General features: G+C 60.3%; 27 protein-coding genes and 4 tRNA genes. 9 read left to right on the top strand and 22 right to left on the bottom strand.

Annotated features, from left to right (window positions below):
* Positions 1 to 28: 28 nt before the first annotated feature.
* Together BM382_RS28710 and BM382_RS28715 are read right to left on the bottom strand one after the other, a co-directional pair.
* Positions 29 to 985 carry a sugar ABC transporter substrate-binding protein gene (locus tag BM382_RS28710; RefSeq protein WP_011060406.1) on the bottom strand — a complete coding sequence of 319 codons (957 nt, stop codon included), beginning with the start codon at positions 983 to 985 and terminating at the stop codon, positions 29 to 31.
* A gap of 272 nt (positions 986 to 1257) precedes the next feature.
* Entirely contained in the window at positions 1258 to 1707 is a 450-nt protein-coding gene (locus BM382_RS28715; protein WP_011060405.1) for a hypothetical protein, read from the bottom strand.
* Between the two features lie 338 nt (positions 1708 to 2045).
* On the opposite strand from BM382_RS28715, the gene BM382_RS28720 reads away from it, so the two are divergent.
* From BM382_RS28720 to BM382_RS28730, 3 genes are all read left to right on the top strand, one after another.
* Positions 2046 to 3134 (top strand): asparaginase, encoded by a 1089-nt coding sequence (locus BM382_RS28720; RefSeq protein WP_072444826.1) that lies wholly within the window; start codon positions 2046 to 2048, stop codon positions 3132 to 3134.
* A gap of 187 nt (positions 3135 to 3321) precedes the next feature.
* A complete protein-coding gene (locus tag BM382_RS28725; RefSeq protein ID WP_015634917.1) occupies positions 3322 to 3591 on the top strand; it encodes a DUF1654 domain-containing protein in 270 nt (89 codons plus the stop codon).
* Positions 3592 to 3595: 4 nt separating this feature from the next.
* Positions 3596 to 4285 (top strand): endonuclease, encoded by a 690-nt coding sequence (locus BM382_RS28730; RefSeq protein ID WP_011060402.1) that lies wholly within the window; start codon positions 3596 to 3598, stop codon positions 4283 to 4285.
* A gap of 51 nt (positions 4286 to 4336) precedes the next feature.
* Here the strand turns inward: BM382_RS28730 and BM382_RS28735 are convergent, their stop codons facing one another.
* The gene (locus BM382_RS28735) at positions 4337 to 4687 is read right to left on the bottom strand and encodes a hypothetical protein (RefSeq protein WP_011060401.1); all 351 of its coding nucleotides are present in this window, start codon (positions 4685 to 4687) and stop codon (positions 4337 to 4339) included.
* 265 nt (positions 4688 to 4952) lie between these two features.
* Here BM382_RS28735 and csrA point away from each other — a divergent pair, with 265 nt between their 5' ends.
* The gene (gene csrA / locus BM382_RS28740) at positions 4953 to 5147 is read left to right on the top strand and encodes a carbon storage regulator CsrA (RefSeq protein ID WP_007920550.1); all 195 of its coding nucleotides are present in this window, start codon (positions 4953 to 4955) and stop codon (positions 5145 to 5147) included.
* A 238-nt stretch (positions 5148 to 5385) separates the two neighbouring features.
* Here csrA and BM382_RS28745 read toward each other — a convergent pair whose 3' ends face one another.
* The 6 genes from BM382_RS28745 to BM382_RS28770 form a co-directional block, all read right to left on the bottom strand.
* Positions 5386 to 5826 (bottom strand): VOC family protein, encoded by a 441-nt coding sequence (locus BM382_RS28745; protein ID WP_011060400.1) that lies wholly within the window; start codon positions 5824 to 5826, stop codon positions 5386 to 5388.
* A 79-nt stretch (positions 5827 to 5905) separates the two neighbouring features.
* On the bottom strand, positions 5906 to 6367 hold the full coding sequence (locus BM382_RS28750; RefSeq protein ID WP_041752738.1) for a DUF2214 family protein: 462 nt from the start codon (positions 6365 to 6367) through the stop codon (positions 5906 to 5908).
* Positions 6368 to 6530: 163 nt separating this feature from the next.
* Positions 6531 to 7997 (bottom strand): glycosyl hydrolase family 18 protein, encoded by a 1467-nt coding sequence (locus BM382_RS28755; protein WP_072444828.1) that lies wholly within the window; start codon positions 7995 to 7997, stop codon positions 6531 to 6533.
* 45 nt (positions 7998 to 8042) lie between these two features.
* Entirely contained in the window at positions 8043 to 8672 is a 630-nt protein-coding gene (locus tag BM382_RS28760) for a lytic polysaccharide monooxygenase auxiliary activity family 9 protein (protein WP_011060397.1), read from the bottom strand.
* Positions 8673 to 9015: 343 nt separating this feature from the next.
* On the bottom strand, positions 9016 to 9366 hold the full coding sequence (locus tag BM382_RS28765) for a hypothetical protein (protein ID WP_041117035.1): 351 nt from the start codon (positions 9364 to 9366) through the stop codon (positions 9016 to 9018).
* An 88-nt stretch (positions 9367 to 9454) separates the two neighbouring features.
* On the bottom strand, positions 9455 to 9775 hold the full coding sequence (locus tag BM382_RS28770) for a helix-turn-helix domain-containing protein (protein WP_011060395.1): 321 nt from the start codon (positions 9773 to 9775) through the stop codon (positions 9455 to 9457).
* 274 nt (positions 9776 to 10049) lie between these two features.
* On the opposite strand from BM382_RS28770, the gene BM382_RS28775 reads away from it, so the two are divergent.
* The 3 genes from BM382_RS28775 (at position 10050) to catB (ending at position 12581) form a co-directional block, all read left to right on the top strand.
* Entirely contained in the window at positions 10050 to 11183 is a 1134-nt protein-coding gene (locus BM382_RS28775) for an RNA ligase RtcB family protein (protein WP_072444830.1), read from the top strand.
* Positions 11183 to 11803, top strand: coding sequence for a peptide chain release factor H (gene prfH, locus BM382_RS28780; RefSeq protein WP_239690432.1), 621 nt, complete (start codon positions 11183 to 11185; stop codon positions 11801 to 11803). Before BM382_RS28775 ends, prfH begins: the two co-directional genes overlap by 1 nt.
* Before the next feature lie 142 nt (positions 11804 to 11945).
* Positions 11946 to 12581, top strand: a complete 636-nt coding sequence (gene catB / locus BM382_RS28785; RefSeq protein WP_072444856.1) for a type B chloramphenicol O-acetyltransferase — start codon at positions 11946 to 11948, stop codon at positions 12579 to 12581.
* Between the two features lie 144 nt (positions 12582 to 12725).
* Here the strand turns inward: catB and BM382_RS28790 are convergent.
* A tRNA-Val gene (locus BM382_RS28790) sits at positions 12726 to 12802 on the bottom strand.
* A 188-nt stretch (positions 12803 to 12990) separates the two neighbouring features.
* Here BM382_RS28790 and BM382_RS28795 point away from each other — a divergent pair.
* Positions 12991 to 14274, top strand: coding sequence for an NAD(P)/FAD-dependent oxidoreductase (locus BM382_RS28795; protein ID WP_072444832.1), 1284 nt, complete (start codon positions 12991 to 12993; stop codon positions 14272 to 14274).
* Positions 14275 to 14481: 207 nt separating this feature from the next.
* Here BM382_RS28795 and BM382_RS28800 read toward each other — a convergent pair.
* The 12 genes from BM382_RS28800 to truA all read right to left on the bottom strand — a co-directional run bounded on the left by BM382_RS28800 (position 14482) and on the right by truA (position 23890).
* A tRNA-Asp gene (locus BM382_RS28800) sits at positions 14482 to 14558 on the bottom strand.
* 102 nt (positions 14559 to 14660) lie between these two features.
* Positions 14661 to 14737, bottom strand: a tRNA-Asp gene (locus BM382_RS28805).
* Positions 14738 to 14796: 59 nt separating this feature from the next.
* Positions 14797 to 14872: transfer RNA gene (locus BM382_RS28810), tRNA-Val, on the bottom strand.
* Positions 14873 to 15026: 154 nt separating this feature from the next.
* Positions 15027 to 15803, bottom strand: a complete 777-nt coding sequence (locus BM382_RS28815; RefSeq protein ID WP_072444834.1) for an SDR family oxidoreductase — start codon at positions 15801 to 15803, stop codon at positions 15027 to 15029.
* Positions 15800 to 17011 (bottom strand): O-succinylhomoserine sulfhydrylase, encoded by a 1212-nt coding sequence (locus tag BM382_RS28820; protein WP_072444838.1) that lies wholly within the window; start codon positions 17009 to 17011, stop codon positions 15800 to 15802. Before BM382_RS28820 ends, BM382_RS28815 begins: the two co-directional genes overlap by 4 nt.
* 36 nt (positions 17012 to 17047) lie before the next feature.
* Positions 17048 to 18553, bottom strand: a complete 1506-nt coding sequence (purF, locus tag BM382_RS28825) for an amidophosphoribosyltransferase (RefSeq protein WP_011060388.1) — start codon at positions 18551 to 18553, stop codon at positions 17048 to 17050.
* Between the two features lie 41 nt (positions 18554 to 18594).
* Positions 18595 to 19152, bottom strand: coding sequence for a CvpA family protein (locus BM382_RS28830; RefSeq protein WP_019094938.1), 558 nt, complete (start codon positions 19150 to 19152; stop codon positions 18595 to 18597).
* Between the two features lie 98 nt (positions 19153 to 19250).
* Positions 19251 to 19904, bottom strand: a complete 654-nt coding sequence (locus tag BM382_RS28835) for an SPOR domain-containing protein (RefSeq protein WP_011060386.1) — start codon at positions 19902 to 19904, stop codon at positions 19251 to 19253.
* On the bottom strand, positions 19888 to 21195 hold the full coding sequence (gene folC / locus BM382_RS28840) for a bifunctional tetrahydrofolate synthase/dihydrofolate synthase (RefSeq protein ID WP_011060385.1): 1308 nt from the start codon (positions 21193 to 21195) through the stop codon (positions 19888 to 19890). The genes BM382_RS28835 and folC overlap by 17 nt, the downstream gene beginning before the upstream one ends.
* Positions 21192 to 22112 (bottom strand): acetyl-CoA carboxylase, carboxyltransferase subunit beta, encoded by a 921-nt coding sequence (gene accD, locus BM382_RS28845; protein WP_019094939.1) that lies wholly within the window; start codon positions 22110 to 22112, stop codon positions 21192 to 21194. The genes folC and accD overlap by 4 nt, the downstream gene beginning before the upstream one ends.
* Before the next feature lie 259 nt (positions 22113 to 22371).
* Entirely contained in the window at positions 22372 to 23004 is a 633-nt protein-coding gene (locus BM382_RS28850; RefSeq protein ID WP_011060383.1) for a phosphoribosylanthranilate isomerase, read from the bottom strand.
* 61 nt (positions 23005 to 23065) lie between these two features.
* Entirely contained in the window at positions 23066 to 23890 is an 825-nt protein-coding gene (gene truA / locus BM382_RS28855) for a tRNA pseudouridine(38-40) synthase TruA (RefSeq protein WP_011060382.1), read from the bottom strand.
* Between the two features lie 228 nt (positions 23891 to 24118).
* On the opposite strand from truA, the gene BM382_RS28860 reads away from it, so the two are divergent.
* A complete protein-coding gene (locus BM382_RS28860; protein WP_072444839.1) occupies positions 24119 to 24778 on the top strand; it encodes a M24 family metallopeptidase in 660 nt (219 codons plus the stop codon).
* The last annotated feature ends 16 nt before the right edge of the window (positions 24779 to 24794 follow it).

The following is a 24794-nucleotide window of genomic DNA, read 5'->3' on the forward strand; positions in this document are numbered from 1 at the left end:
GGCGAGCGCCGTTGTACCGCCGCAATGACTACTGAGTGACCAGCTCAACCGGAGTTTCGATCACGCCATTGGTGCCGCTGTCGACTTTCTCGCCCTTGAGGATCTTCAGCGCGGTCTCGATACCGAACACCGCCTGCTTGGCAGCGAACTGATCGGCAGTGGCCAGGACTCGGCCATCCTTGAGCATCGGCTTGATGGCGTTGATGTTGTCGTAGCCCACGACCTGCACCTTGCCTGCCTTGCCGGCAGCCCGGACTGCCGAAACCGCGCCTACCGCCATGCTGTCGTTACCGGCCAGCAATGCCTTGAGGTTCGGGTACTCGCTGAGCATGGCCGAGGCCACACGGTTGCCGGCGTCGATTTCCCAGTCGCCCGACTGCAGCGACACCACCTTGATCTGCGCGGCTTCCATTGCATCCTTGAAGCCGGCGGTGCGCTGCTGCGCGTTGGTGGTGGTGGAAACCCCTTCGATGATTCCCACTTCGTCACCGGCCTTGAGTTGCTTGGCCAGGTACTCACCCACCAGACGCGCGCCCTTACGGTTGTCCGGGCCAACGAAAGGCACGCTGATGTTCTTGCTCTTCAGCACGCCGGGGTCGAGCTGGTTGTCGATGTTGATCACCGTGATCCCGGCGTCCACGGCCTTCTTGATCACCGGAACCATGGCCTTGGAGTCAGCCGGGGCGATCACCAGTGCGTTGACCTTGGAGACGATCATCTGCTCGACGATGCGGATCTGGTTGGCGGTATCGGTTTCATCCTTGATGCCGTTGGACACCAGGTCGAAATCGGCGGAATGCTCTTTCTGATAGGCCTTGGCACCATCTTCCATCGTCAGGAAGAACTCGTTGGCCAAGGATTTCATGACCAGGGCGACCTTGGGTTTCTGCGGGGTATCGGCTTGAGCCGAGGAGAAAGGAAGGGCCGCGGATGCAGCGGCGAGAACGGCGACAGCGAGGAGACGTCCAGCAAAGGGCAGCTTCATGGGTTCACTCCGATCTTATGATTATTGTGAGCAGCGTTCGTCAAACGGAACCGCCAGGTAGGCAGCCCCACTGGCCGACGGCGAACCTTGCAAAGATAGACGATTATCCTTTTCCGAAGGCCGCGCAAACGTTTGCGTAAAACGAACTATGCGAACCTCGCCAGCGTTTGTCAACGCTGTTCAAAGTGCGATCAGAGAGAGTGGGTAGCCATCCGCAGCCGGCCACGAGGAGAAAAACCTGCCCGAAAAATGCTCCCGGACAGGCTGATGATTCAGGCAGTGGTGTTCACCAGGCCACCGGAAGACGACTCCTTGGCCAACTCCCGGACCAGGTTGCCAGAGACTTCCGCCAGCGCGCCGTTGGTATCGGCGACTTGCCCTTGAATGGCCATCACTGCCGTCTGCTTGGCCTCAGGGGTTGGGTAGTTGGCGGCCTGGGCGGCAGCCAGTTGCTGTTGCAGCTCGCGAAGTTGCTGCTGCAGCTCCTGCATGCGCTTGAGCAGCATCTTTACCACGATGCCGTGCTTGTCTTCGCTTGGGCTTTCGCTTTCAGACTGTTCGGCCTGCTTGCTGGAGCCGACCCGCAAAGTGCCCGACTCGTCGGTACCCAACGCCGTAGACGCCTGTTCGGCGGCGGCATTACTCAATGCATCGATGGTCGCGGGCGACTTGCCATTGATCAGAATGGCTCCTGCCCCTGGAAATCCTACTGACAGTGACATGGGAACTCCTGGTGAAAAATCCTAGAAGGATCATCGACCGCTGCAGAACAATCTTTAATGGATGAGCGAGAAGTCATCCCGGGACTTGTGACGAGCATTTTCGGATTGCCGAACGCGCCACCTTGAAAACGTTCGGAAACCCGGACGCCACATGACTTCTTACGCATAAAAACAGAAATAAAATTGATATAAATCAGTAACTTAAAATAGTCATCCAGCCAAGGTAGCGCTGGTACAGATCCTGCTCCACCCTCGCTGCCCCGGCGCATACAGATCTGCCGCCGGGGTGTTTCTAGATGAACCTGCATCAGCACCGTCTCACTACTAGAGAGAAAATAATGAAATCTGCCTTCAAATCCTTCGCCCCGGGCGCTTTGGCCCTCCTCCTGCTTCTACCTGCAGCCCTGCAAGCCAAAGAAGCTGAAATCCAACAGAAACTGTCCAACGTCGTGGTTCTCGCCACCGGCGGCACCATCGCCGGCGCCGGCGCCAGCGCGGCCAACAGCGCCACCTACCAGGCGGCCAAGGTCGGCATCGAACAACTGATCGCCGGCATTCCCGAGTTGAGCCAACTGGCCAACGTGCGTGGCGAGCAAGTCATGCAGATCGCCTCGGAAAGCATCACCAACGAAAACCTGCTGCAACTGGGCCGCCGCGTTGCCGAACTGGCCGACAGCAAGGACGTCGATGGCATCGTCATCACCCACGGTACCGATACCCTGGAAGAAACCGCCTACTTCCTCAACCTGGTGGAAAAGACCGACAAGCCAATCGTTGTAGTCGGCTCCATGCGCCCGGGTACCGCAATGTCGGCTGACGGCATGCTCAACCTGTACAACGCTGTGGCTGTGGCCGGCAGCAAGAACGCCCGCGGCAAAGGCGTACTGGTGACCATGAACGATGAAATCCAGTCCGGCCGCGATGTCAGCAAGATGATCAACATCAAGACCGAAGCCTTCAAGAGCCCATGGGGCCCGCTGGGCATGGTGGTGGAAGGCAAATCCTACTGGTTCCGCCTGCCAGCCAAGCGCCACACCATGGATTCGGAATTCGACATCAAGAACATCAAGAGCCTGCCTGACGTAGAAATCGCCTACGGCTACGGTAACGTCAGCGACACCGCCTACAAGGCCCTGGCCCAAGGTGGCGCCAAAGCCATCATCCACGCCGGTACCGGCAACGGCTCGGTGTCTTCCCGTGTGGTCCCTGCCCTGCAGGAACTGCGCAAGAATGGCGTACAGATCATTCGTTCTTCCCACGTCAATGCCGGCGGTTTCGTACTGCGCAACGCCGAACAGCCTGACGACAAGTACGACTGGGTCGTGGCTCATGACCTGAACCCGCAGAAAGCCCGCATCCTGGCCATGGTCGCCCTGACCAAGACCCAGGACAGCAAGGAACTGCAACGCATGTTCTGGGAATACTGACAGCCCCTCTGCTCGACCGGCCCCGGTCGAGCATGCTTGCAACCACTCGCCCGCCCGGGCGGGTGGTTCCCCCCCTTTCCCCCATGCAAAAAAATCTGCTCTCCTCGTGAGACAAATGCATAAAGCGTTGTCAGAGGAACTTCTTGAATTTTAAGCAGTTGCGAAATGCCCTACAGTTAAATACTGTATGCACGTACAGCTTAATAAGGAATGTTCCGTGGCCACGACCCAAACGCCCCTCAGCTCCTACGAACGCCTGGGTGTGCGCATCCAGAAAATCATCAACTCTCCCACCGCACAAAAGGCCAAGGCAGCGCTGATCTTCCGCCTCGCCGATGAGCCACAGGATGAGTGGGAACGCCTGCTGGAGGAGATCGCCGAAAACGACAACGTCACCCTCGCCTACCGCGACGATGGCGGTGTGCAGATTTTCTGGGTCGTGCCGAAGGAAGATTGAGTCGATGAGTGTCCGTTGTTTTGCCCTGCTGTTGCTGTTTCTCGCCTGTTCCGCCCAAGCCGATGCACCCCGCACCTTCAGCGAAGCCAAGAAAGTCGCCTGGAAGCTCTACGCCCCCCAATCCACCGAGTTCTATTGCGGCTGCAAATACAACGGCAACCGGGTGAACCTGGCGGCCTGCGGCTATGTTCCGCGCAAGAACGCCAAACGCGCCGAACGCATTGAATGGGAGCATATAGTGCCGGCCTGGCAGATCGGCCATCAGCGCCAGTGCTGGCAACAAGGCGGTCGCAAGAACTGCACACGCACCGATTCGGTCTATCAGCGCGCCGAGGCCGACCTGCACAATCTGGTACCGAGCATTGGCGAAGTGAATGGTGATCGCAGCAATTTCAGCTTCGGCTGGCTGCCGGAACAATCGGGCCAGTACGGTTCGTGCCTGACCCAGGTCGACTTCAAGGCCAAGAAGGTCATGCCTCGCCCTTCGATTCGCGGGATGATTGCCCGCACCTACTTCTACATGAGCAAGCAGTACGGCCTGCGCCTTTCCAAACAGGATCGGCAGCTCTTCGAAGCCTGGAACAAGACCTATCCAGTACAGGCCTGGGAGCGCCAGCGCAATCAGAGCGTGGCTTGCGTGATGGGGCGCGGCAATGAATTCGTCGGCGCAGTCAACCTCAAGGCTTGTGGCTGAACGCAGATCGCCCGCGGGTGGCGGGCGATCATTGAGCCTATGGAAACGGGCTTACTGCGCGGCTTGATGCTCGATGACCGTGACTTCGATGTCACGCTTCTTGGCCTTGACCAGCTTTTCGGTCACTTCATTCTTCTTCGCCTCGGCCTCGGCCTGGGAAGCAAACGGACCGACCACGACCAGACGCTTGCCGTCCACGGTCACCACATTGGAAATTACCCCGTGCTCGATCAGCCAGCCGGTCAGGTCACTCACCGCCAGGGGGAGCGGGCTGCCCACCAGCACATCCCATTGCGGCTCGGTCGAGGCCGGCTGGGTCTGTACTGCCACCGCCGTGCTCTTGTTCGCTTCGACCCGCTTGCCTTCCCCACAACCGGCCAACGCCAATACCGCCATCATCATCGCTACTGTGCGCACAACCTAACCCCTAGAAAGTCTGAGGTGGCGATTTTAGCACTCATGACCCGAGAGACCTCGTCACAAAATCGGACCGAAACAGGAAGAATGATATTTATTGCCTATGTATAGTTGCGCCTTGGGAATTAATAGATCTTCTGCGCGTCAGAAAGAGGCACCCACTCAGTGGAACTTCGCACTAATCTATACCTAAGACCGACCTCTGCACTGTTTGAATCTGGTGCCCTACAAAGCTATCAAGGAGAAGATCATGCTGATACTCACCCGCAAAGTCGGTGAAAGCATAAACATCGGTGACGACATTACGATCACCATTCTCGGCGTCAGCGGCCAGCAAGTGCGCATTGGTATCAACGCGCCAAAAGACGTCGCGGTACACCGTGAAGAAATCTATCAACGCATTCAGGCAGGCCTGACCGCTCCGGACAAACGCGAAACCCCCTGAACAGCATAAGCACCAGCCTTTTGCCCGCGCACAACGGCTGGCGCAGCGCCTGTCTTGTTTGCCTTGAGCTTTTCCCCGCAGACGGCCCGCACACCCTCGCCCGGTTGCAGCCACAGCAGATTCCCGCCCATCAGACTGTCGTCAACCACTGATTATCGCCCTTTCGCGATAGCGAGCCCGACCGTTGATTCCCGACACACGCCGCCGCTGCATTGCAGGCGGCGCACCGGTGCGGCGGTCAGGCGTCCGCTGCAGGCTCCACAGGCTTGAAGCCCAGGTCCTGGGTAAAGCGCAGCAGGTAACCATCCGGGTCGAGTACCAGCAGGTTCAACTCGCCGTGCAGCAATTCGTCGTGACGGTACCAGCACTCCTGAATCTCTCGACGCAAGGCAATGCCCGCCCGAGCCAGGGCGGCTGCCAACTGGCGAATATCCGGGCACTCAATGGACAGGTTCATGCCGCGGCCAAATGGAGCCTGCAAGGGCCCCACGCGCCACTCCGATTCCTGCTGGTCATCCTGCTCCAGCATCAGTTGGGCACCATTGAGGGAGAGGAAGGCAAAGAAGTGTTCCGGCCGCTGATACTCCACCTTGAAGCCCAGAAGATCGCAGTAGAAGGCCAGACTGCGCTGCAGGTCGGTGACCAGCATCTCCGGCACCAGGTCATTCATTTGAAACATCGAAGGCTTCCATTGCTCATTGATAGAGCCGCGAGCCTACTCTCAAGCAGCCACGCAGTGCAGCCCCGCTTACCAATGATTACAACTGAGCCCAGGTCACCCCACGCGCCATGCCGCTGGCGGCGATGACCATCAACACCATGAGCAGGGCCTGCACATCGCTGATACGGGCGAACAGCAGCGCCCGCCCGATCTGTGGCGCCACCCCTCGCCCCAGGGCCATGCGCCAGCGGATCAAGGTCAGCATCGGCAGGACCTCCAGCAACAGGATGATCACGAACAGCGTCATCTTCAGATGGAACAGCGGCTGGTGCAGGTAATACTCCGTACCCTTGCCATAACCGCCAAAAGCCCGCAACAACCCGGTGATCAACAACACCGCGGCCATCAGCCCCCAGACATTGTCGGCCCGCAACACCTGCCCGGGCGCCGCAGCGCCGCCGCTCAGGCGACGCAATGCCGAAGCACGCGCCAGTACCCCGGCAAAGGCACTGGCAAACGCCAGCAAATGCACAGCCGCCAGCAACCATTGCTGCAACATCGAGCTCATCTCCGCTTGATTGATCGACACATCCGGGCAGCTCAGTAATAGCTCATAACCCGGGCTGTTGCCGGCCAGCGGAAACGAAAAAGGCGGCTCGCACGGATCGACAACTTCCGCAAGAACCGCCTGGCCACTCAACTTCATCAATGGCCGTCACAACTCAGCCATGACGCTCCTGCAGCACCTTGCTCCACAGGGTGAACGCTACGGATGGCGTCCAGCCCGGGTTGGAGGTGTGCTCCTGAAGGCACAGGTAACGATTGCCTTCGTAAGTCACTCCATCCTCCCTGAGGTAGTGCTGGCTGGTGCGCCACTCGGGAAAGCTCGGATCGACCGCACCGCCTGCGGTCCTGGCACTCACACTGCGGCTGGGGAGCGACTCCTGGCCCTGAGTGTCGGTAGCGGTCACAAAATAGCTGTATTGGGTGTCCGCACTCAGCCCCTGATCCTCGAAGCCCGGAGAGGGGGTGCGAGCGACCGCATTGCCGTCGCGGTACAAGGTGTAGAACTCCACCGGCCGCACACTACCGGAAACACCCCAGCTCAGGTTGACGCTGCTGCGACTGGTGCCCAGTACCATCAGGTTTCCAGGAGCACCTGGGCGCTCCGGCTCACCGCCATCGCCATGGATCAGCGGCGCATAGCGATGACGAAACTCCCAGTTGTAGGGCACGCCCTGCCGACTGACGCCGGCATCCCAGTTCACCGACCAGGTCATCAACCCCTTGATGGCGTGACCGGCGCCCTGCAAGCGCTTGAACGCATTGCTCACCGCCGACGGGTCGATCACATAGCCGGTGGCCGCGGCATCGACGTTGCTTGGCAGGCCTATCACCAGCTTGTCCGCGGCAATGCGAGTGAAACCACGGGTACCGGAGGCCAGGCTTTCGCTCAGGTAGTAGAGGAAATCCTCTTTCATCGCGTCATTGTTCTGGGCGATCCAGGCGCCCTGCCCGCCATTGGCCTCCTGCACCCAGAGCCCGTCGCCTCCCTGGTTATAGAACTGCGGCGCGACAAAGTCGTAATAGCCTTCCAGGGCCTGCAGGTAGGTCACGTACTTGCCATTGCTGGTCAGGTAGGGAAACTCAGGCGCCATGCTGATGATGAAGTGCTTGCCCTGGCCGGCGTAATGATCCTTCACCAGCTTCAAGGCGGCTGGCAGCACACTCTTGTTGTCGGCAAAGTCGATGGCGCTCTGCTCCAGGTCGATATCCAGGCCATCGAAGCCGTAGGTTTCCACCAGACGGATGATTTCGTTGGCCAGGGGCTGTTCGTTGCCCTTGTGCAATTCGATATGGGCATCGGCGCCGCCCAGGGAGATCAATACCGCCCGGCCCTGGCTGTTGAGCACGCCCACCTGGCGCCGGAACTCGGCGTCCGAAAGGTTGTAGGGCTTGAAGGTGGGAATACCGTTGCCCTTCATGAAGGCCACTGCAACCACGTTGTATTCCTTGGGCACGTCCACCAGATCCAGGTTGGCGAATTGCCCCTGCTGGTAGCCGTCGCTGTGACCGGCGGCCCAGTTGTGCCAGAAGCCCATGAGCACCTTCTTGCCGGCAATGCTCGGCATCAGGGAAGCAGCATCTGCGGCCTGACTCTTGATTAATGCAAAATCGATCTTATCCACGTTCTAATCCTTCAGAACTGTCAGAAAATGTTAACTACCTGAAACTTATTTAAAGTCCAGATCGAAAGCCTGATAAAAGCCATTGCCGGTATTGGCAACAATCCACACCAGTACTACAACATGGTGGCCCTTTTTATTTTTGGGCAGCACAACTTCATGATGAGTCTTGGCTTTCAATACCGAACCGAACTTGTCGAATGGCACTTCGGTGTAGAAGTCCTGATAAAAAGCCTGGGGTTCCAGCTGGGCGCGACTGATGCGCTGTTTCGGGTCCCAGCCGTCCTTGGTGATGAACCAGTTATAGCCCCGGGTAACGTGAGGTGCGGTGTATTCCCACTGCACCTGGAACACCTGGCCCGGGTTCACGTTCACCAGCGGCCAAGTGAAGGGCCGGTTGATCTTTTTCGACATTTCCTCGTTGGTGAAGTTGATGCAATCGCGATCATCAACCTTGCCGCCACTGAGAATATGACCATCGGCGGGTGGCGCGACACTGGCCACATCGCTGTCGTAAGGCTTTGGGAAAGGACCGGCGGCGAGGGCCGGAAAGTTTTTCCCGCCTTCCATCTCGTTGACCTGCCAGGTTCCCAGCAGCCCCAGTTCTACCGCTACCGCACCGCGGCTGGACGGAGAAACAACGCGACCATGTTTTAGTTGAGCCTGTGGCTTATTCATATCTTTCACTCCATTGATTAATTAACTACTGCTCCTTATTGAGCACCCTCAACTTAGCGCACTTTTCCCTGCTTTTTTCATCACCACAAAAACTAACCATTCAGGACAATTTACAAAAGTCCGCCCCAGCCCCCTTAATCCCTGGACTTCCTTATTTCAACTGACAGTTTGAAGAGGCAATGTATTACACGCTTTGCTACAGGCTTATTGGGTGTTTCCACAGATCGCCAATAACAGCTGGCCTGACCAGCTGGAAACCCTTCCCCAGAAATGACAAAACCCGGCCGATGCCGGGTTTGTACCTGATAGCGTCAAATACCAACGCCAGTGACTATCCTCTGCGTTACAGACAGGTCGCTAGCGCCGCCAGGCGACGCTTCGAGACATAGCTGTCTGCAACCGCATAAAAGTGGACGGTGGTCGTCGCGGCCTCGGCCTTGATATCGACAAAAGTCTCGGCGGAACGGGTATACACGGTGTACCCCCCTGCCTTGCCCGGTTGCAGATAGGCAGCGGCATCGACACCAAAGACCGACTCGTCCTGCCAGGCGAACTGCACACATTGCGCTACCAGTTGATCGGCCTTGGCCGAGGCCAGGGTTTTGTTGGGCGTTCGGGCCCGAGCTTCATCCATGGTAGAGCTCGCACAGCCAGCCAATAGCGCCGCCACCATTACCGCCATCAAAACCCGCATGCTGCCTCCTCCTCCTGAAAACGCGAGAGTATCGCTCAGGCCGCGTTAAAAAGGCGCGCGAACAGCAGAAAAACTCCCCCGCGCCCACTCAGCACTCCGCCAGGGAGGACGCCAGCTGGGCGATCGCCTCCTGGTCCTCATCTCCGAGGTGGCGGTAGTTCTGAATAATGGTGCTTTCATCCAGGCTCAGGCTGCCCTCGGACAAGCGCGAGCGCTCGCCGGTCAACACATAAAGCAGGTCAACGCCGTGGCGCCCGATGGCCATCAGGTAATCCGATTTGGGCACCCGCTCACCGCTCTCGTAACGGCCCTGGGCGTTGGCTTCAACACCGCCAATGGCACCGAATTCCTGCTGGGAGAGCCCCAACGCCTTGCGCTGTTCTTTCAAGCGCTCACCAAAGGTCTGCATAACCATCCTCATTCAACAAGGTGATGGTTTTACGACCGTAGCGGCCGCAGAAGGTGCACTTTGTTTGCCCACACCATTGCCAGCCCCCGGGCAAAAGATTAACCTGCGCGCCCTTTCCACACTTTTGCCAAGGAGATCCACCATGCAACAGCTGATCACCCCTTGCAGGACGTGCCTGGTTTAAACGCTGCAACCGCTACCCGCTAGCGCCTTCGCTTAACCCCCGCTTCGTCCTGCCACTACCTGAATATTTTTTTCCAATCAGGAATTGGACATGGACACTTGCATCCGTCATTTGTCGAACGGCGTCTCTCTGATCGCCTCCGACACCACCTGGATCGAAGACAAAGCGCTCCAGCAACTGCACACCACCGCACAACTGCCCGGCATGCGCCAGGTCGTCGGCATGCCCGACCTGCATCCAGGCCGGGGCTATCCGGTGGGCGCGGCATTTTTTTCCACCGAAGTGGCCTACCCGGCGCTGGTGGGCAACGACATCGGCTGCGGCATGGCGCTGTGGCAAACCGACCTCTCCAGCACTCGCCTCAACCTCGACAAGCTGGAAAAGAAAATCGGCAATATCGACCTGCCCCTGGATGAGCAGTGGGATGAACAACGCGCGCAACTGGCATTGCCCGTCAGCGGTCATGAGCACTCCCTGGGTACCATCGGCGGCGGCAACCACTTCGCCGAACTGCAACAACTCGATCAGGTCCATGACGCCGACACCCTGCAAGCACTGGCACTGGACCCGAAAGCCTTGCTGCTGCTGGTGCACAGCGGCTCCCGAGGGCTGGGAGAGGCCATTTTGCGCAGCCACGTCGACCAACACGGCCACAACGGCCTGTTGATGACCAGCACCGCCGGCGCCCAGTACCTGGAGCAGCACGACCAGGCCTTGCGCTTTGCCGAGGCCAATCGACGGCTGATCGCCGAGCGCCTGCTGCACAATCTGCGGGCCAAGGGCCAGCCGCTGCTGGATATCAATCACAACCTGGTGTCTGCGGCGCAGGTCGACGGCGTATCGGGCTGGCTGCATCGCAAGGGCGCCACGCCATCGGACCAGGGTCCGGTGGTGATTCCCGGCTCTCGTGGCGACTACAGCTACCTGGTGCAACCGCTCCCCCAATCGTTCAGCCTCTACTCCCTGGCGCACGGCGCCGGGCGCAAGTGGCTGCGCAGCGACTGCAAGGGCCGGCTGGCAACGCGCTTCAGCTTCGATCAACTCAAGCGCACCCAGCTGGGCAGCCGAGTGATCTGCGAGGACCGCGGCCTGATGTACGAAGAGGCTCCCGAAGCCTACAAGAGCATCGACAGCGTGGTGGGCAGCCTGCGCGACGCCGGCCTGGTGAAGATCATCGCCCGACTCAAACCGGTACTGACCTACAAACGCCGGGGGTGCTGCTGATGATGATGTTGCTACAGCTGTCCTCCGCCCAAGGGCCTGCCGAATGCGAATTGGCAGTAACCCACGCATTACGCCGCCTGCATCACGAAGCCGAAGCGCAGAACGTGCGCCTCGGCATCATCGAGCAGGTTGCCAGCCAGGCTCGCGACGCCCATCGCTCGGTGCTGGTCAGCCTGGATGGCGAGCACGCCGCAAACCTGGCTCGACGCTGGACAGGCACCCTGCTGTGGATCTGCAAAAGCCCTCTGCGGCCCGCACATCGACGCAAGAACTGGTATTTCGCCGGCCAGCCATTCTGCGCCCTGGAAGAAGCCGAGGGCGGCGAGATCCGCTTCGAGGCCATGCGCGCTTCCGGCCCCGGCGGGCAGCACGTGAACAAGACCGACTCCGCGGTACGTGCCACCCATGTAGCGACCGGCATCAGCGTCAAGGTGCAGTCCGAACGCAGCCAGCACGATAACAAGCGCCTGGCTCGTCTACTGATCCAGCAACGACTTGCCGATCGGCAAGAGCAATCCGTACAGGAACTGCGCTTGCAGCGTCGTGGCGCCCATCACCGGGTTGAACGGGGCAATGCCGTGCGCACCTTCAGCGGCAGCGCCTTCACCCCTCTGGACTGACCCGCCCTGGTACGGGAAGCCGATCGTCACGACGGCTCCCCGAACCAGGTTGGTGGCTACAGAGGGCAATACGTAAAAGATCTTGAACCGGTGACCGATGCGGCAAATGCAGAGGACGCTGAAGACATGGAGCAGAGTCCCGATGAACAACTACTTCGAAAGCCCCTTCAAGGGCATCACGCTTGATCGGCAAGTCACCCACCCGAATATTCGAGTAGGTCGTTTCAGCTACTACTCAGGCTACTACCACGGCCATAGTTTCGATGAGTGCGCGCGCTACCTGCCCCACGAGGAAGGTGCGGACAAGCTGATAATCGGCTCTTTCTGCTCAATCGGCTCGGGAGCCGCATTCATCATGGCCGGCAACCAGGGGCATAGAAGCGAGTGGATCAGCACCTTTCCGCTCTACTGGATGCCCGAGGAACCGGCCTTCGCGGGCGCGCAGAATGGATATCAAGCCGCAGGCGACACGGTGATAGGCAATGACGTCTGGATCGGTTCCGAAGCCATTGTCATGCCGGGCATCAGGATCGGCGATGGCGCCGTGATAGGCACTCGAGCCCTGGTGACACGGGACGTGGAACCCTACGCAATCATCGGCGGTAACCCCGCCAAGACGATTCGCAAGCGCTTCGATGATCGGCGTATCGAGATGCTTGTGGAAATGCAGTGGTGGAACTGGAGCGGCGAGCAGTTGAAAGCAGTGATGCCACTGATGACCAGTGCCAATGTCGAGGCGCTGTTTGAACATTGGCAGGAGCACATCCGCCCCGACTGATCACTGGCCAAGATCGCAGCGAGCGCTGCAATGCCAGTGGGCTTCTTGGCGGATTGTGCAAAGCCATCAAAATGGCCAGAAACAAAAAAGGGGCTCACCTTTCGGTGAACCCCTTCTAGACCGCCCAGCAGAGCGGATTTTGTTTGGTAGGCGCGATTGGACTCGAACCAACGACCCCCACCATGTCAAGGTGGTGCTCTAACCAACTGAGCTACGTGCCTGCTGTGAGGCGGCATTCTACGGAATTCCAAAGGGGTGTCAACACCTTTTTTTGCAGCTAAGCCTATGAATATGCGAATTTTTTAATTTTCGCGGGATGAAGAAGTTTTTTCTTCTGTCTGGCAGCTCATTTGCAACTCAGGTAGCATCGGCGCACTCGTAAAATATATTAAACACATGAGGTCGCAGGATGGCGAACATTCCCTACCCACAGTCCTATTACGCGGCATCGGCCAATGCGGCTCCGGAACGTCCGATGCTCCAAGGCGAGATTGAAACCGATGTCTGCGTGATCGGTGCGGGTTATACCGGCCTGTCCAGCGCCCTGTTCCTCCTGGAAAACGGCTTTCGTGTGACCGTACTGGAGGCCGCCAAGGTCGGCTTTGGCGCTTCAGGGCGCAATGGCGGGCAGATCGTCAACAGCTACAGCCGCGATATCGACGTGATCGAACGCAGCGTCGGCCCCAAGCAGGCACAACTGCTGGGGCAGATGGCCTTTGAGGGTGGCCGGATCATTCGTGAACGGGTGGCCAAATACCAGATCCAGTGCGATCTGAAGGACGGCGGTGTATTCGCAGCGCTGACCAGCAAGCAGATGGGTCATCTGGAGTCGCAGAAGCGCCTGTGGGAGCGCTACGGCCACACCCAGCTGGAATTGCTGGATGAGCGGCGCATCCGCGAAATCGTGGCCTGCGATCAATACAAGGGCGGCATGCTCGACATGAGCGGCGGCCACATCCATCCACTGAACCTGGCACTGGGTGAAGCGGCTGCCGTGGAGTCGCTGGGCGGCACCCTCTATGAACAGTCCCCGGCAATCCGCATCGAGCGCGGCGCCAATCCGGTGGTCCACACGCCCCAAGGAAAGGTCCGCGCCAAATTCATCATCGTTGCCGGCAATGCCTACCTGGGCAATCTGGTTCCGGAGCTGGCAGCCAAGTCCATGCCTTGCGGAACCCAGGTCATCACCACCGAGCCCCTGAGCGATGAGCTGGCAGCCAGACTGTTGCCCCAGGATTACTGCGTCGAAGACTGCAACTACCTGCTGGACTACTACCGCCTCTCCGGCGACAAGCGCCTGATTTTCGGTGGCGGCGTGGTGTATGGCGCCCGCGACCCGGCGAACATCGAGGCCATCATCCGACCGAAAATGCTCAAGGCCTTCCCGCAACTGCAGAACGTGAAGATCGATTACGCCTGGACCGGCAACTTCCTGCTGACGCTGTCGCGTCTGCCCCAGGTTGGGCGCCTGGGGGACAATATCTACTACTCCCAGGGCTGCAGCGGTCACGGCGTGACCTACACCCACCTGGCCGGGAAAGTCCTGGCGGAGGCCCTGCGCGGCCAGGCTGAGCGCTTTGACGCCTTTGCCGACCTGCCTCACTACCCCTTCCCCGGCGGCCAGTTGCTGCGCACGCCATTCACCGCCCTGGGCGCTTGGTACTACAGCCTTCGGGACAAGCTCGGTTTCTGAAAGCCGGACCTCCTTACAAGCACAAAAAAACCGCCGAGAAGGCGGTTTTTTTGTGTTCGCTCAGCAGCAAGTAAAAGACGCTGCCAAAGAACGAATCCCGAAAACAAAAAACCCCGGTCTTGCGACCAGGGTCTTTGCTATCGATGCGAAGCAAGCTGTTGGCTTGTTTCGTTGCTCCAAGGCGTTCAGTGTTCCTTGAGGCTGATATGGCGCAGCGGACGGGACTCGAACCCGCGACCCCCGGCGTGACAGGCCGGTATTCTAACCGACTGAACTACCGCTGCGTATCGCTTGGACTTGCGTCCATGTGAACCGTTTAAATCAACTGACCGAAGAGCTTCGAGGCTTCTTCAATCTCAAGCCAGGCGAACCTGACTTGGAAAATATGGCGCAGCGGACGGGACTCGAACCCGCGACCCCCGGCGTGACAGGCCGGTATTCTAACCGACTGAACTACCGCTGCGCGTCGGTTGGAGGCTTCCTTGGAAGCTTCCCTCTTTCTTGCGAAAGAGACTCAGGGAATGGTGGGTGATGACGGGATCGAACCGCCGACATTCTGCTTGTAAGGCAGACGCTCTCCCGGCTGAGCTAATCACCCTTTGCTTCGCTGAGGCCGCGAAATTTACGCAGGTAACGAAGCTAAGTCAATAGCAGGCTTGAAGTTTTTTTCAAAAACAGCAGCAAGCAGAAACTTCGCACCAAGAGCCAGAGGCGCTCCTCTTGGGCTTACAGCCACAAACTCGCTACCACCCTTATTCCTGATAAATCATTTTCTTGGTCATGCCACCGTCCACCACGAATTCCTGGCCGGTGACAAAGCCCGAATTGCGGGACAGCAGCCAGGCCACCATGGAGGCCACATCTTCCACCGTCCCTACCCTGCCTGCCGGATGCTGGGCATGATCGGCATCGGATAATGGCTCTGCGCGACGCGCCGCAGGATCCCGGGCATCGATCCAGCCGGGGCTTACCGCATTGACCCGAATCTCCGGCCCCAGGCTGATCGCCAGGGCATGAGTCAAGGCCAGCAGCCCCCCCTTGCTCGCCGCGTAGGCTTCGCTGTCAGGCTCCGATTGCCTGGCGCGGGTAGAAGCCAGATTGACGATGGCGCCGCCATGGGCGCGCAAATACGGCGCACAGTGCTTGGCCAGCAGCATCGGCCCGCCCAGGTTCACCGCGATGACCCGATTCCAGTAGGCCAGATCCAGGCTTTCCAGGGTGATGTTGTGCGGGTCGGCTACAGCGGCATTGCAGACCAGGGCGTCAAGGCGCCCGAACTGCCCCAGCACCTCAGCCACCCCCTGGGCCACTTGCACTTCATCGGCCACGTCCATGGTGATGAACCAGGCACTTTCACCCAGCACCTTGGCCACCCTGGAGCCGCGCTCACGATCGAGGTCGGTCAACACCACCTGCCAGCCTTCGCTGATCAGCCAGGCAGCGATACCCAGGCCGATACCCCGGGCCGCGCCGGTCACCAGCGCGACACGCCCATTGCCGCCGCCCTGGGGCGTGGACAACTCGATCACAAGGCTGCCAGGCCGCGAGCCAGGTCGGCTTGCAGGTCGACCACGTCCTCCAGCCCCACCGCGATGCGGATCAGGCTGTCGCGAATGCCTGCCGCTTCACGCTCCTGGGGCGCCAGGCGCCCGTGGGACGTGGTGCTCGGATGGGTGATGGTGGTTTTGCTGTCGCCGAGGTTGGCGGTAATGGAGATCAGTCGCGTGGCATCGATAAAGCGCCAGGCGCCCTCTTTGCCGCCCTTGACCTCAAAACTCACCACCGCGCCAAAACCACGCTGCTGACGCTTGGCCAGTTCGTGCTGCGGATGGCTGGCAAGGCCTGCGTAGTGCACCTTCTCGACGCCATCCTGCTGCTCCAGCCACTCAGCCAGGGCCAGGGCATTGGCACAATGAGCACGCATCCGCAGGTTGAGGGTTTCCAGGCCCTTGAGGAAGATCCAGGCATTGAACGGGCTCAGGGTCGGCCCCGCGGTACGCAGGAAACCCACCACTTCTTTCATCTGCTCGCTGCGCCCGGCCACCACGCCGCCCATGCAACGACCCTGGCCGTCGATGAACTTGGTCGCCGAATGCACCACCACGTCCGCCCCCAGCTTCAACGGCTGCTGCAAGGCCGGAGTGCAGAAACAGTTATCCACCACCAGCATTGCGCCCTTGGCATGGGCCACCTCCGCCAACGCGGCGATATCCACCAGCTCGGCCAGCGGATTGGAGGGCGACTCGACGAACAGCAGCCTGGTATTGCTCTTGATCGCCGCATCCCAGCCGGACAGGTCCGCCAGGGGCACGTAATCGACTTCAACACCAAAGCGCTTGAAGTACTTCTCGAACAGGCTGATGGTGGAGCCGAACACGCTGCGCGACACCAGCACATGATCGCCGGCGCTGCACAGGCTCATGACCACCGAGAGAATGGCCGCCATGCCAGTGGCGGTCGCCACAGCCTGCTCAGCCCCTTCCAGCGCCGCGATGCGCTCTTCGAAGGAACGCACGGTGGGGTTGGTGTAGCGCGAATAGACGTTGCCCGGCACTTCGCCAGCAAACCGCGCCGCCGCATCGGCGGCCGTGCGGAACACATAGCTGGAGGTAAAGAACATCGGGTCACCGTGCTCGCCTTCCGGCGAGCGGTGTTGGCCGGCGCGCACCGCCAGGGTATCGAACGCTACGCCTTCAAGGTCGCTGTCCAGCCGACCGGCATCCCAATCCTGACTCATGCCGCCTACTCCTAATGTCTTCTTAAAATGCTCGGATCAGTTGTTGTACAGATCGATGATGGCGCTGACCGCCTGGGTCTTGGCCTTGGACGCATCGTTACGAGCGTTCTCGATCTTGTTCAGGTAGGCCTCGTCGACATCGCCGGTAACGTACTTGCCGTCGAACACCGCGCAGTCGAAGTTCTCGATCTTGATCTTGCCACCACCGACCGCCTCGATCAGGTCCGGCAAGTCCTGGTAGATCAGCCAGTCGGCGCCGATCAGGTCTGCCACGTCCTGGGTCGAACGATTGTGGGCGATCAACTCGTGGGCGCTCGGCATGTCGATGCCATACACGTTCGGGTAACGCACGGCCGGTGCAGCCGAGCAGAAGTAGACGTTCTTCGCGCCCGCTTCACGGGCCATCTGGATAATCTGCTTGCAGGTGGTGCCACGGACGATGGAGTCGTCCACCAGCATCACGTTCTTGCCGCGAAATTCCAGTTCGATCGCATTGAGCTTCTGGCGTACGGATTTCTTCCGCGCCGCCTGGCCCGGCATGATGAAGGTACGGCCGATGTAGCGGTTCTTGACGAAACCTTCGCGGAACTTGACCCCTAGATGGTTCGCCAGCTCCAGCGCCGCAGTGCGGCTGGTATCCGGAATCGGGATCACCACGTCGATATCGTGCTCAGGGCGCTCGCGCAGGATCTTCTCTGCCAGCTTCTCACCCATGCGCAGGCGCGCCTTGTACACCGAGACGCCATCAATGATCGAATCCGGGCGGGCCAGATATACGTGCTCGAAGATGCACGGCGTGAGTTGCGGGTTGGTGGCGCACTGGCGGGTGTAGAGCTTGCCCTCTTCAGTGATGTAGACCGCTTCGCCCGGAGCCAGGTCGCGAATCAGGGTGAAACCCAGCACATCCAGGGAAACGCTTTCCGAGGCGATCATGTATTCCACGCCTTCGTCGGTATGACGCTGGCCGAAGACGATCGGACGGATACCGTGGGGGTCACGGAAACCGACAATGCCGTAGCCGGTGATCATGGCCACCACCGCGTAGCCACCCACGCAACGGTTGTGCACGTCGGTGACGGCGGCAAACACGTCTTCCTCGGTAGGCTGCAACTTGCCGCGCTGGGCCAGCTCGTGGGCGAACACGTTGAGCAGCACTTCAGAGTCGGAGTTGGTGTTGACGTGGCGCAGGTCGGACTCGTAGATCTCCTTGGCCAACTGCTCCACATTGGTCAGGTTGCCGTTGTGCGCCAGGGTGATGCCGTAAGGCGAGTTGACGTAGAACGGCTGAGCCTCGGCCGAGGTCGAGCTGCCCGCGGTTGGATAGCGGACATGGCCGATGCCCATGTGGCCTACCAGGCGCTGCATGTGCCGCTGCTGGAACACATCACGCACCAGGCCGTTGTCCTTGCGCAGGAATAACCGGCCATCATGGCTGGTCACGATACCGGCAGCGTCCTGGCCGCGGTGCTGGAGGACGGTTAGCGCGTCATACAGCGCCTGATTGACGTTCGACTTACCGACGATACCGACGATGCCACACATGCGACGCAACCCCTACTTAATGAAACTGAACTGAACCCATCTTACTGAGGCGTTTTGGCCGGTAAGAGGTGCTCCTTGAACGGTATTTCAGCGGGTACGCTGATACCGCTGGCCAGCCACTGACTGCTCCACCCCAATATGAGGTTCTTGGACCAGTCTGCAACCAATAGAAATTGTGGCACCAGTCGCGACTGTTGCCACCAGGAATCCTGCTGTACCGGCCCCAGGCTCAGGAGCCCGATCGCCACGACCACCAGCAGCGCGCCACGCGCAGCGCCGAAAGCCATGCCGAGGAATCGATCGGTCCCGGAGAGGCCGGTGACGCGAATCAACTCGCCGATGAGATAGTTGACCATTGCCCCCACCAGCAAGGTGGCGACAAACATGATTGCGCAGCCCGCGATCACGCGAGCCGAGGGAGTTTCGATATAACCGCCGAGGTACTCGGACAGTGAGCCACCAAACATCCAGGCAACAACTCCTGCGATGATCCAGGTAAGCAACGACAAGGCTTCTTTGACGAAACCGCGGCTCAAGCTGATCAAAGCGGAGATGGCGATTATTGCAACGATCGCCCAGTCAACCCAGGTAAATGGCACAGTGCAGCCTACAGACGGATAAGGCGGCGCATTTTAACAGAGCGCTTGGCTGTCGGTAAGCTGCGATTCACTGTGCTTTTAAAATCAAGCGGATAGCCTTAGCCACGCTCTGGCTGGAAGCGCACCACGAAACCCTTGAGATTATGCTGACGCCCCAGCAGGTCACGCAGGCGATCAGCTTCAGCGCGCTCGATCAGCGGCCCGACAAACACCCGGTTCTTGCCTTCGGCGGAACGGATATAGGCGTTATAACCCTGGCTACGCAGGGTTTTCTGCAGGTTTTCCGCGCTTTCACGGCTCGACAGACTGGCCAGTTGCACCGACCAACTGACGGACAAGCCATTGGCATCGACCCGGCTCTGGCTGGTATCGGGCTTGGCACTGGCCACGGGCTGCGGCGGAACCGGTGTTGGCGCAGGCTTGGCCACAGGCGCAGGCTTGCTGGCCACGGTCGGAGCAGGAGCCACCACCGGGGCCGGTGCGATCGGGGTCGATGGCGCTTGCTGCACCACAGGCTCGTGCTCGTCGGCTGGCACAGAGCCCTCGGGCAGTACCTGAGGCTCTGGCACAACTACCGGCTCGACCTGGACCTGCGGCATGGCCGCGGCTTGCGGCGCCGACGGCACATCCACCGTCACATGACGCTGCTCATCCTCGCGCGAGAACAGCATTGGCAGAAAGATCACCGCCAAGGCCACCAACACCAGTGCTCCGACCATTCGCTGCTTGTAGACGTTATCCAGCATTGCCATGTGCAGCTTCCTCCGTGGAGCGCCGGGCGAGCCACTCAAGCGCCTCGGCAACACAATAAAAAGAACCGAACAGCAGAATTTCGTCATCTGCAGTGGCTTGCGCGCATTGCGCTTCCAGCGCGGCAGCCACACTGGAATAGGACGCTACCGAAGCACCAAGGTTCTCCAGAGCCTGCTGCAAATCCTCCACCGGGCGCGCCCGCGGCGTGTCCAGAGGCGCTACCGCCCAGTGCCGGACCGCCCCTTTCAGGCAGCCAATCACGCCCTCCAGATCCTTGTCCGCCAGCAGCCCGAACACCGCCAGACGCTTGCCCGGCACAGGCCGGCGCGCCAGGCGCTCAGCCAGGTACTGGGCGGCATGGGGGTTGTGACCGACGTCCAGCAGCAGGTTCAGGCGCTTGCCCTGCCAGTCGACCTGCCGGCGATCCAGACGCCCGGTAACCCGGGTCTGGCGCAAGGCTGCGCTGATCCGCTCCGGCTGCCATGGCAAACCGGTGAGCAGATAGGCCTGCAACGCCAGAGCGGCATTTTCCATAGGCAGATCCAGCAATGGCAGGTCTTGCAGCTCGACCGGCTTGCCCTGGGCATCCAGGCCACGCCACTGCCAATGCTGGTCAGTGACCCCAAGATCAAAGTCCCGCCCCCGCAGGAAAAACGGGCAGCCCAGCTCCCGCGCCTTGTCCAGCAAGGGTTGCGGCGGATCCAGGTCGCCACATAGCGCCGGAGCGCCAGGACGAAAGATCCCGGCCTTCTCGAAGGCCACGGATTCGCGGGAATCGCCCAGGTATTCGATGTGATCGACACCAATACTGGTCACCAGCGCCAGGTCGGCATCCACCAGATTGACCGTATCCAGGCGGCCACCCAACCCCACCTCCAGGACCACGGCATCCAGCGCCGCCTGCTGAAACAGCCAGAACGCTGCCAGAGTGCCCATCTCGAAGTAAGTCAGGGTGACTTCGCCGCGCCCCGCCTCTACCGCAGCAAAGGCTTCGCACAACTGCTCGTCAGTGGCCTCGACGCCATTGATCTGCACCCGCTCGTTATAGCGCAGCAGGTGCGGCGAACTGTAGACCCCCACCTGCAGGCCCTGGGCCCGCAGCAGGGAAGCGACAAAGGCGCAGGTAGAGCCCTTGCCATTGGTACCGGTGACCGTGACCACCCGGGGCGCCGGCTTGCCCAGCCCCATCTGGGACGCTACCTGCTGCGAGCGCGCCAGCCCCATGTCGATGGCCGAGGGGTGCAACTGCTCGAGGTAGGCGAGCCATTCGCCCAGGGTACGTTGGGTCATAGGTTTGCTGGAGCCGGCGGCACCACGATCGGCTCGACCGGCGCCGCGACGAATTCCGGCGTCGGCAGGCCCATCAGCTGGGCCAGCAGGTTGCCCAGGCGCGGACGCAGTTCCTGACGGGAGATGATCATGTCGATCGCACCATGCTCCAGCAGGAACTCACTGCGCTGGAAACCTTCAGGCAGTTTTTCCCGCACGGTCTGCTCGATCACTCGAGGACCGGCGAAGCCCACCAGGGCTTTTGGCTCGGCGACAATCACGTCGCCCAGCATCGCCAGGCTGGCGGAAACGCCGCCGTAGACCGGGTCGGTCAACACGGAGATGAACGGGATGCCTTCTTCACGCAGGCGCGCCAGTACCGCGGAGGTCTTGGCCATCTGCATCAGAGAGATCAGGGCTTCCTGCATCCGCGCACCACCGGAGGCGGAGAAGCAGATCATCGGGCAGCGATTTTCCAGGGCGTAGTTGGCGGCGCGCACGAAACGCTCGCCGACGATGGCGCCCATGGAGCCCCCCATGAAGGAAAATTCGAAAGCCGAGACCACCACCGGCATGCCCAGCAGGGTGCCACTCATGGAGATCAGCGCATCTTTCTCGCCGGTCTGCTTCTGCGCAGCGGTCAGGCGGTCCTTGTACTTCTTGCCGTCGCGGAACTTCAGACGGTCCACTGGCTCCAGGTCAGCGCCCAGTTCGGCACGACCTTCGGCGTCGAGGAAGATATCGATACGGGCACGCGCACCGATGCGCATGTGGTGGTTGCACTTGGGGCAAACATCCAGGGTCTTTTCCAGCTCCGGACGATAGAGCACCGCCTCGCAGGATGGGCACTTGTGCCAAAGACCTTCAGGCACCGAGCTTTTCTTCACCTCGGAACGCATGATCGAAGGGATCAGTTTGTCTACTAACCAGTTGCTCATGCTTTCTTTCTCCAGTACCGGCGGCCCGAACGCTCTGGTTCGCAGCCCCGTGTATGCCCTTGAGCTAAATTCATGTGTGCGGCGATGATCAGTTCGCTGCCGCGGTCAGCACCGGGCTCGACCTGCCTGCAACGAACCTTTCCTCAGCCATCCCGACAACCCGCTCCAGAGCGGTTGCCACTCGATTCCGACCCCGCCTGAAGGCGACGCCTGCCTGTTTTGTACAGTGGTGTTATGGACGGCGGCAGACTGCCAGCCGTCACATCGACTCGTTGCTGCGACGCACTGCCTGCATAAATGCCTGAATCTTTGCCGGGTCCTTGATGCCCTTGCCCTGCTCCACCCCGCCGCTGACATCCACCGCATACGGGCGCACCCGGGCGATGGCTGCCGCCACGTTATCTGGCGTGAGGCCACCGGCAAGAATGATCGGCTTGCTCAGCCCCTGAGGAACCAGGGACCAGTCGAACGCCTCGCCGGTTCCACCCGGCACGCCTTCGACATAGGTATCCAGCAGAATCCCGCTGGCCCGCGGATAGGCCAGGCAGGCCGCCGCGATGTCATCCCCGGCCTTGACCCGCAACGCCTTGATATAGGGCCGGTGATAGCCCTCGCAATCAGCCGCCGACTCATCGCCATGAAACTGCAGCAAGTCCAGCGGTACAGCGTCGAGGATCTCCCCCAGCTCGCAACGACTGGCATTGACGAAGAGGCCGACGCTGGTCACGAACGGTGGCAAGGCGGCGATGATTGCCCGCGCCTGCTGCACATTCACCGCCCGCGGGCTCTTGGCATAGAACACCAGGCCGATGGCATCGGCCCCCGCCGCCACTGCTGCCAACGCATCTTCTATGCGGGTAATCCCGCAGATCTTGCTGCGAACAGCTGGCATGTCATGAACCTCGGGGGCAAATCCGGAAAGTCCCGGATGGTAGCAAATGCTTTTCCGGGCGTCAGCCGTCAAGTTCCGAGAATCCGCTGAGGAAATGTGGCCCGATGTATCGCTCGGGCAACTGGAACTCGTCCTTGTATTCGACCTGCACCAGGTACAGACCAAAAGGATGGGCGGTGACGCCGCCGGTACGCCGGATCCGGCTTTCCAGCACTTCTCGCGCCCACTCCACCGGCCGCTCGCCGGCACCGATGGTCATCAGCACCCCGGCGATGTTGCGCACCATGTGATGCAGGAAGGCGCTGGCACGAATATCCAGGACGATCATCTTGCCGTGCCGGGTGACCCGAAGGTGATGGATCTCCTTGATCGGCGACTTTGCCTGGCACTGCCCGGCCCGGAACGCGCTGAAATCATGGGTGCCCACCAGGAACGCGGCAGCCTGGGCCATGCGCTCGATATCCAGCGGCCGGTGGTTCCAGGTGATTTCTTCGTTGAGATGGGCTGGACGGATCTGATCGTTGTAGATCACATAACGGTAACGCCGGGCGATCGCCTTGAACCGTGCGTGAAAATGCGCGGGCATCTCCTTGGCCCAGCTGACGCTGATGTCGTGGGGCAAATTGATATTGGCCCCCATCACCCAGGCCTTCATCGAACGCACGGCCTGAGTATCGAAATGCACCACCTGCCCGCAGGCATGCACCCCGGCATCGGTGCGTCCGGCACAGGACACCACCACCGGAGAATCCGCGACCCGGGACAGGGCCTTCTCCAGGGTTTCCTGGACACTGGGCACACCGGAGGCCTGACGCTGCCAGCCGCGGTAGCGCGAGCCCTTGTATTCCACACCCAGGGCGATTCGGGAAAAGCCTTCGGCTGCCATTTCGGCGGCCGGGTTATCTATATTTGCCAAGAACTTACAGCCTGCTGATATGCGCAAAGGCGCTCATTATAGGGCCGCAGACAATAGACGCCACGGGCTGTCGGGCTTTGTTTGCAGATTGATCAGCCATACAGCCGCCCACAGGGCGATTGCATCCGCCCCCAGGCAAACGCTATATAGTTTTTTATATATCGAAAACAACAAAGCCCCCTGATCGAGAACCGATGAATGATCGCAACCAGCAAAGAAGCCGTAGGCCTGGCCTACAGCCTGGAGGGCATGCTCCATGCCAAGCGCATGACCTGGGAGGCCATCGGGCAGATCGCCCGGCAGGTCAAGCCGGGCATGCAGGAATCCGCAGCCAGGGAAATGGGCCTGCAAGTCCTGCGGGAGATGGGTATGGAGCGAATCTGGCATCCGCTGCTGATCCGCTTTGGAGCCAATACCCTGAAAACCTTCAAGCAACGCTCCGATGGCGATCCGCTACTCCAGGAAAACGATCTGTTCTTCATCGACCTGGGCGTGGTCTGGGATCGCCATGAAGGTGATTGCGGGGCGACGTTCGTGGTCGGCGACGACGCTGAAATGCATGCCTGTGCCGCCGCGGCGAAAAGCCTGTTCGACCAGGTCCACGACCACTGGCAGAGCCACCAGATGGCTGGCCCTGAACTCTATCGCTATGCACAGGAACAGGCCCGAGCCATGGGCTGGGTACTCAATCTGGATATCAAGGGCCATCGGGTCAGCGACTTTCCCCACGCCATCTACCGCGCTGGGGACCTGGGAGATTTCGCCGCCTGCCCGCAAGTGGGTCTGTGGATCCTGGAAATCCAGATCTCCCACCCTACCCGGCCCTTCGGTGCCTTTTACGAAGACCTGCTGGCCTGAGCCTCACCGCCACCGC

It is taken from the genome of Pseudomonas sp. NFPP25, assembly GCF_900116505.1.
GTDB classification, from domain to species: domain Bacteria; phylum Pseudomonadota; class Gammaproteobacteria; order Pseudomonadales; family Pseudomonadaceae; genus Aquipseudomonas; species Aquipseudomonas protegens.

Coding starts and splice junctions, on each gene's coding strand:
- csrA (WP_007920550.1), top strand. CDS start 4,953: ATGCTGATACTCACCCGCAAAGTCGGTGAAAGCATAAACATCGGTGAC.
- BM382_RS28850 (WP_011060383.1), bottom strand. CDS start 23,004: ATGCCAGCTGTTCGCAGCAAGATCTGCGGGATTACCCGCATAGAAGAT.
- folC (WP_011060385.1), bottom strand. CDS start 21,195: ATGACCCAACGTACCCTGGGCGAATGGCTCGCCTACCTCGAGCAGTTG.
- purF (WP_011060388.1), bottom strand. CDS start 18,553: ATGTGTGGCATCGTCGGTATCGTCGGTAAGTCGAACGTCAATCAGGCG.
- BM382_RS28770 (WP_011060395.1), bottom strand. CDS start 9,775: ATGCAGACCTTTGGTGAGCGCTTGAAAGAACAGCGCAAGGCGTTGGGG.
- BM382_RS28835 (WP_011060386.1), bottom strand. CDS start 19,904: ATGGCAATGCTGGATAACGTCTACAAGCAGCGAATGGTCGGAGCACTG.
- prfH (WP_239690432.1), top strand. CDS start 11,183: ATGATGATGTTGCTACAGCTGTCCTCCGCCCAAGGGCCTGCCGAATGC.
- catB (WP_072444856.1), top strand. CDS start 11,946: ATGAACAACTACTTCGAAAGCCCCTTCAAGGGCATCACGCTTGATCGG.
- BM382_RS28820 (WP_072444838.1), bottom strand. CDS start 17,011: ATGAGTCAGGATTGGGATGCCGGTCGGCTGGACAGCGACCTTGAAGGC.
- BM382_RS28710 (WP_011060406.1), bottom strand. CDS start 985: ATGAAGCTGCCCTTTGCTGGACGTCTCCTCGCTGTCGCCGTTCTCGCC.
- BM382_RS28795 (WP_072444832.1), top strand. CDS start 12,991: ATGGCGAACATTCCCTACCCACAGTCCTATTACGCGGCATCGGCCAAT.
- BM382_RS28735 (WP_011060401.1), bottom strand. CDS start 4,687: ATGATGATGGCGGTATTGGCGTTGGCCGGTTGTGGGGAAGGCAAGCGG.
- BM382_RS28720 (WP_072444826.1), top strand. CDS start 2,046: ATGAAATCTGCCTTCAAATCCTTCGCCCCGGGCGCTTTGGCCCTCCTC.
- BM382_RS28715 (WP_011060405.1), bottom strand. CDS start 1,707: ATGTCACTGTCAGTAGGATTTCCAGGGGCAGGAGCCATTCTGATCAAT.
- BM382_RS28730 (WP_011060402.1), top strand. CDS start 3,596: ATGAGTGTCCGTTGTTTTGCCCTGCTGTTGCTGTTTCTCGCCTGTTCC.
- BM382_RS28750 (WP_041752738.1), bottom strand. CDS start 6,367: ATGTTGCAGCAATGGTTGCTGGCGGCTGTGCATTTGCTGGCGTTTGCC.
- BM382_RS28860 (WP_072444839.1), top strand. CDS start 24,119: ATGATCGCAACCAGCAAAGAAGCCGTAGGCCTGGCCTACAGCCTGGAG.
- BM382_RS28760 (WP_011060397.1), bottom strand. CDS start 8,672: ATGAATAAGCCACAGGCTCAACTAAAACATGGTCGCGTTGTTTCTCCG.
- BM382_RS28775 (WP_072444830.1), top strand. CDS start 10,050: ATGGACACTTGCATCCGTCATTTGTCGAACGGCGTCTCTCTGATCGCC.
- BM382_RS28745 (WP_011060400.1), bottom strand. CDS start 5,826: ATGTTTCAAATGAATGACCTGGTGCCGGAGATGCTGGTCACCGACCTG.
- BM382_RS28765 (WP_041117035.1), bottom strand. CDS start 9,366: ATGCGGGTTTTGATGGCGGTAATGGTGGCGGCGCTATTGGCTGGCTGT.
- BM382_RS28725 (WP_015634917.1), top strand. CDS start 3,322: ATGCACGTACAGCTTAATAAGGAATGTTCCGTGGCCACGACCCAAACG.
- truA (WP_011060382.1), bottom strand. CDS start 23,890: ATGGCAGCCGAAGGCTTTTCCCGAATCGCCCTGGGTGTGGAATACAAG.
- accD (WP_019094939.1), bottom strand. CDS start 22,112: ATGAGCAACTGGTTAGTAGACAAACTGATCCCTTCGATCATGCGTTCC.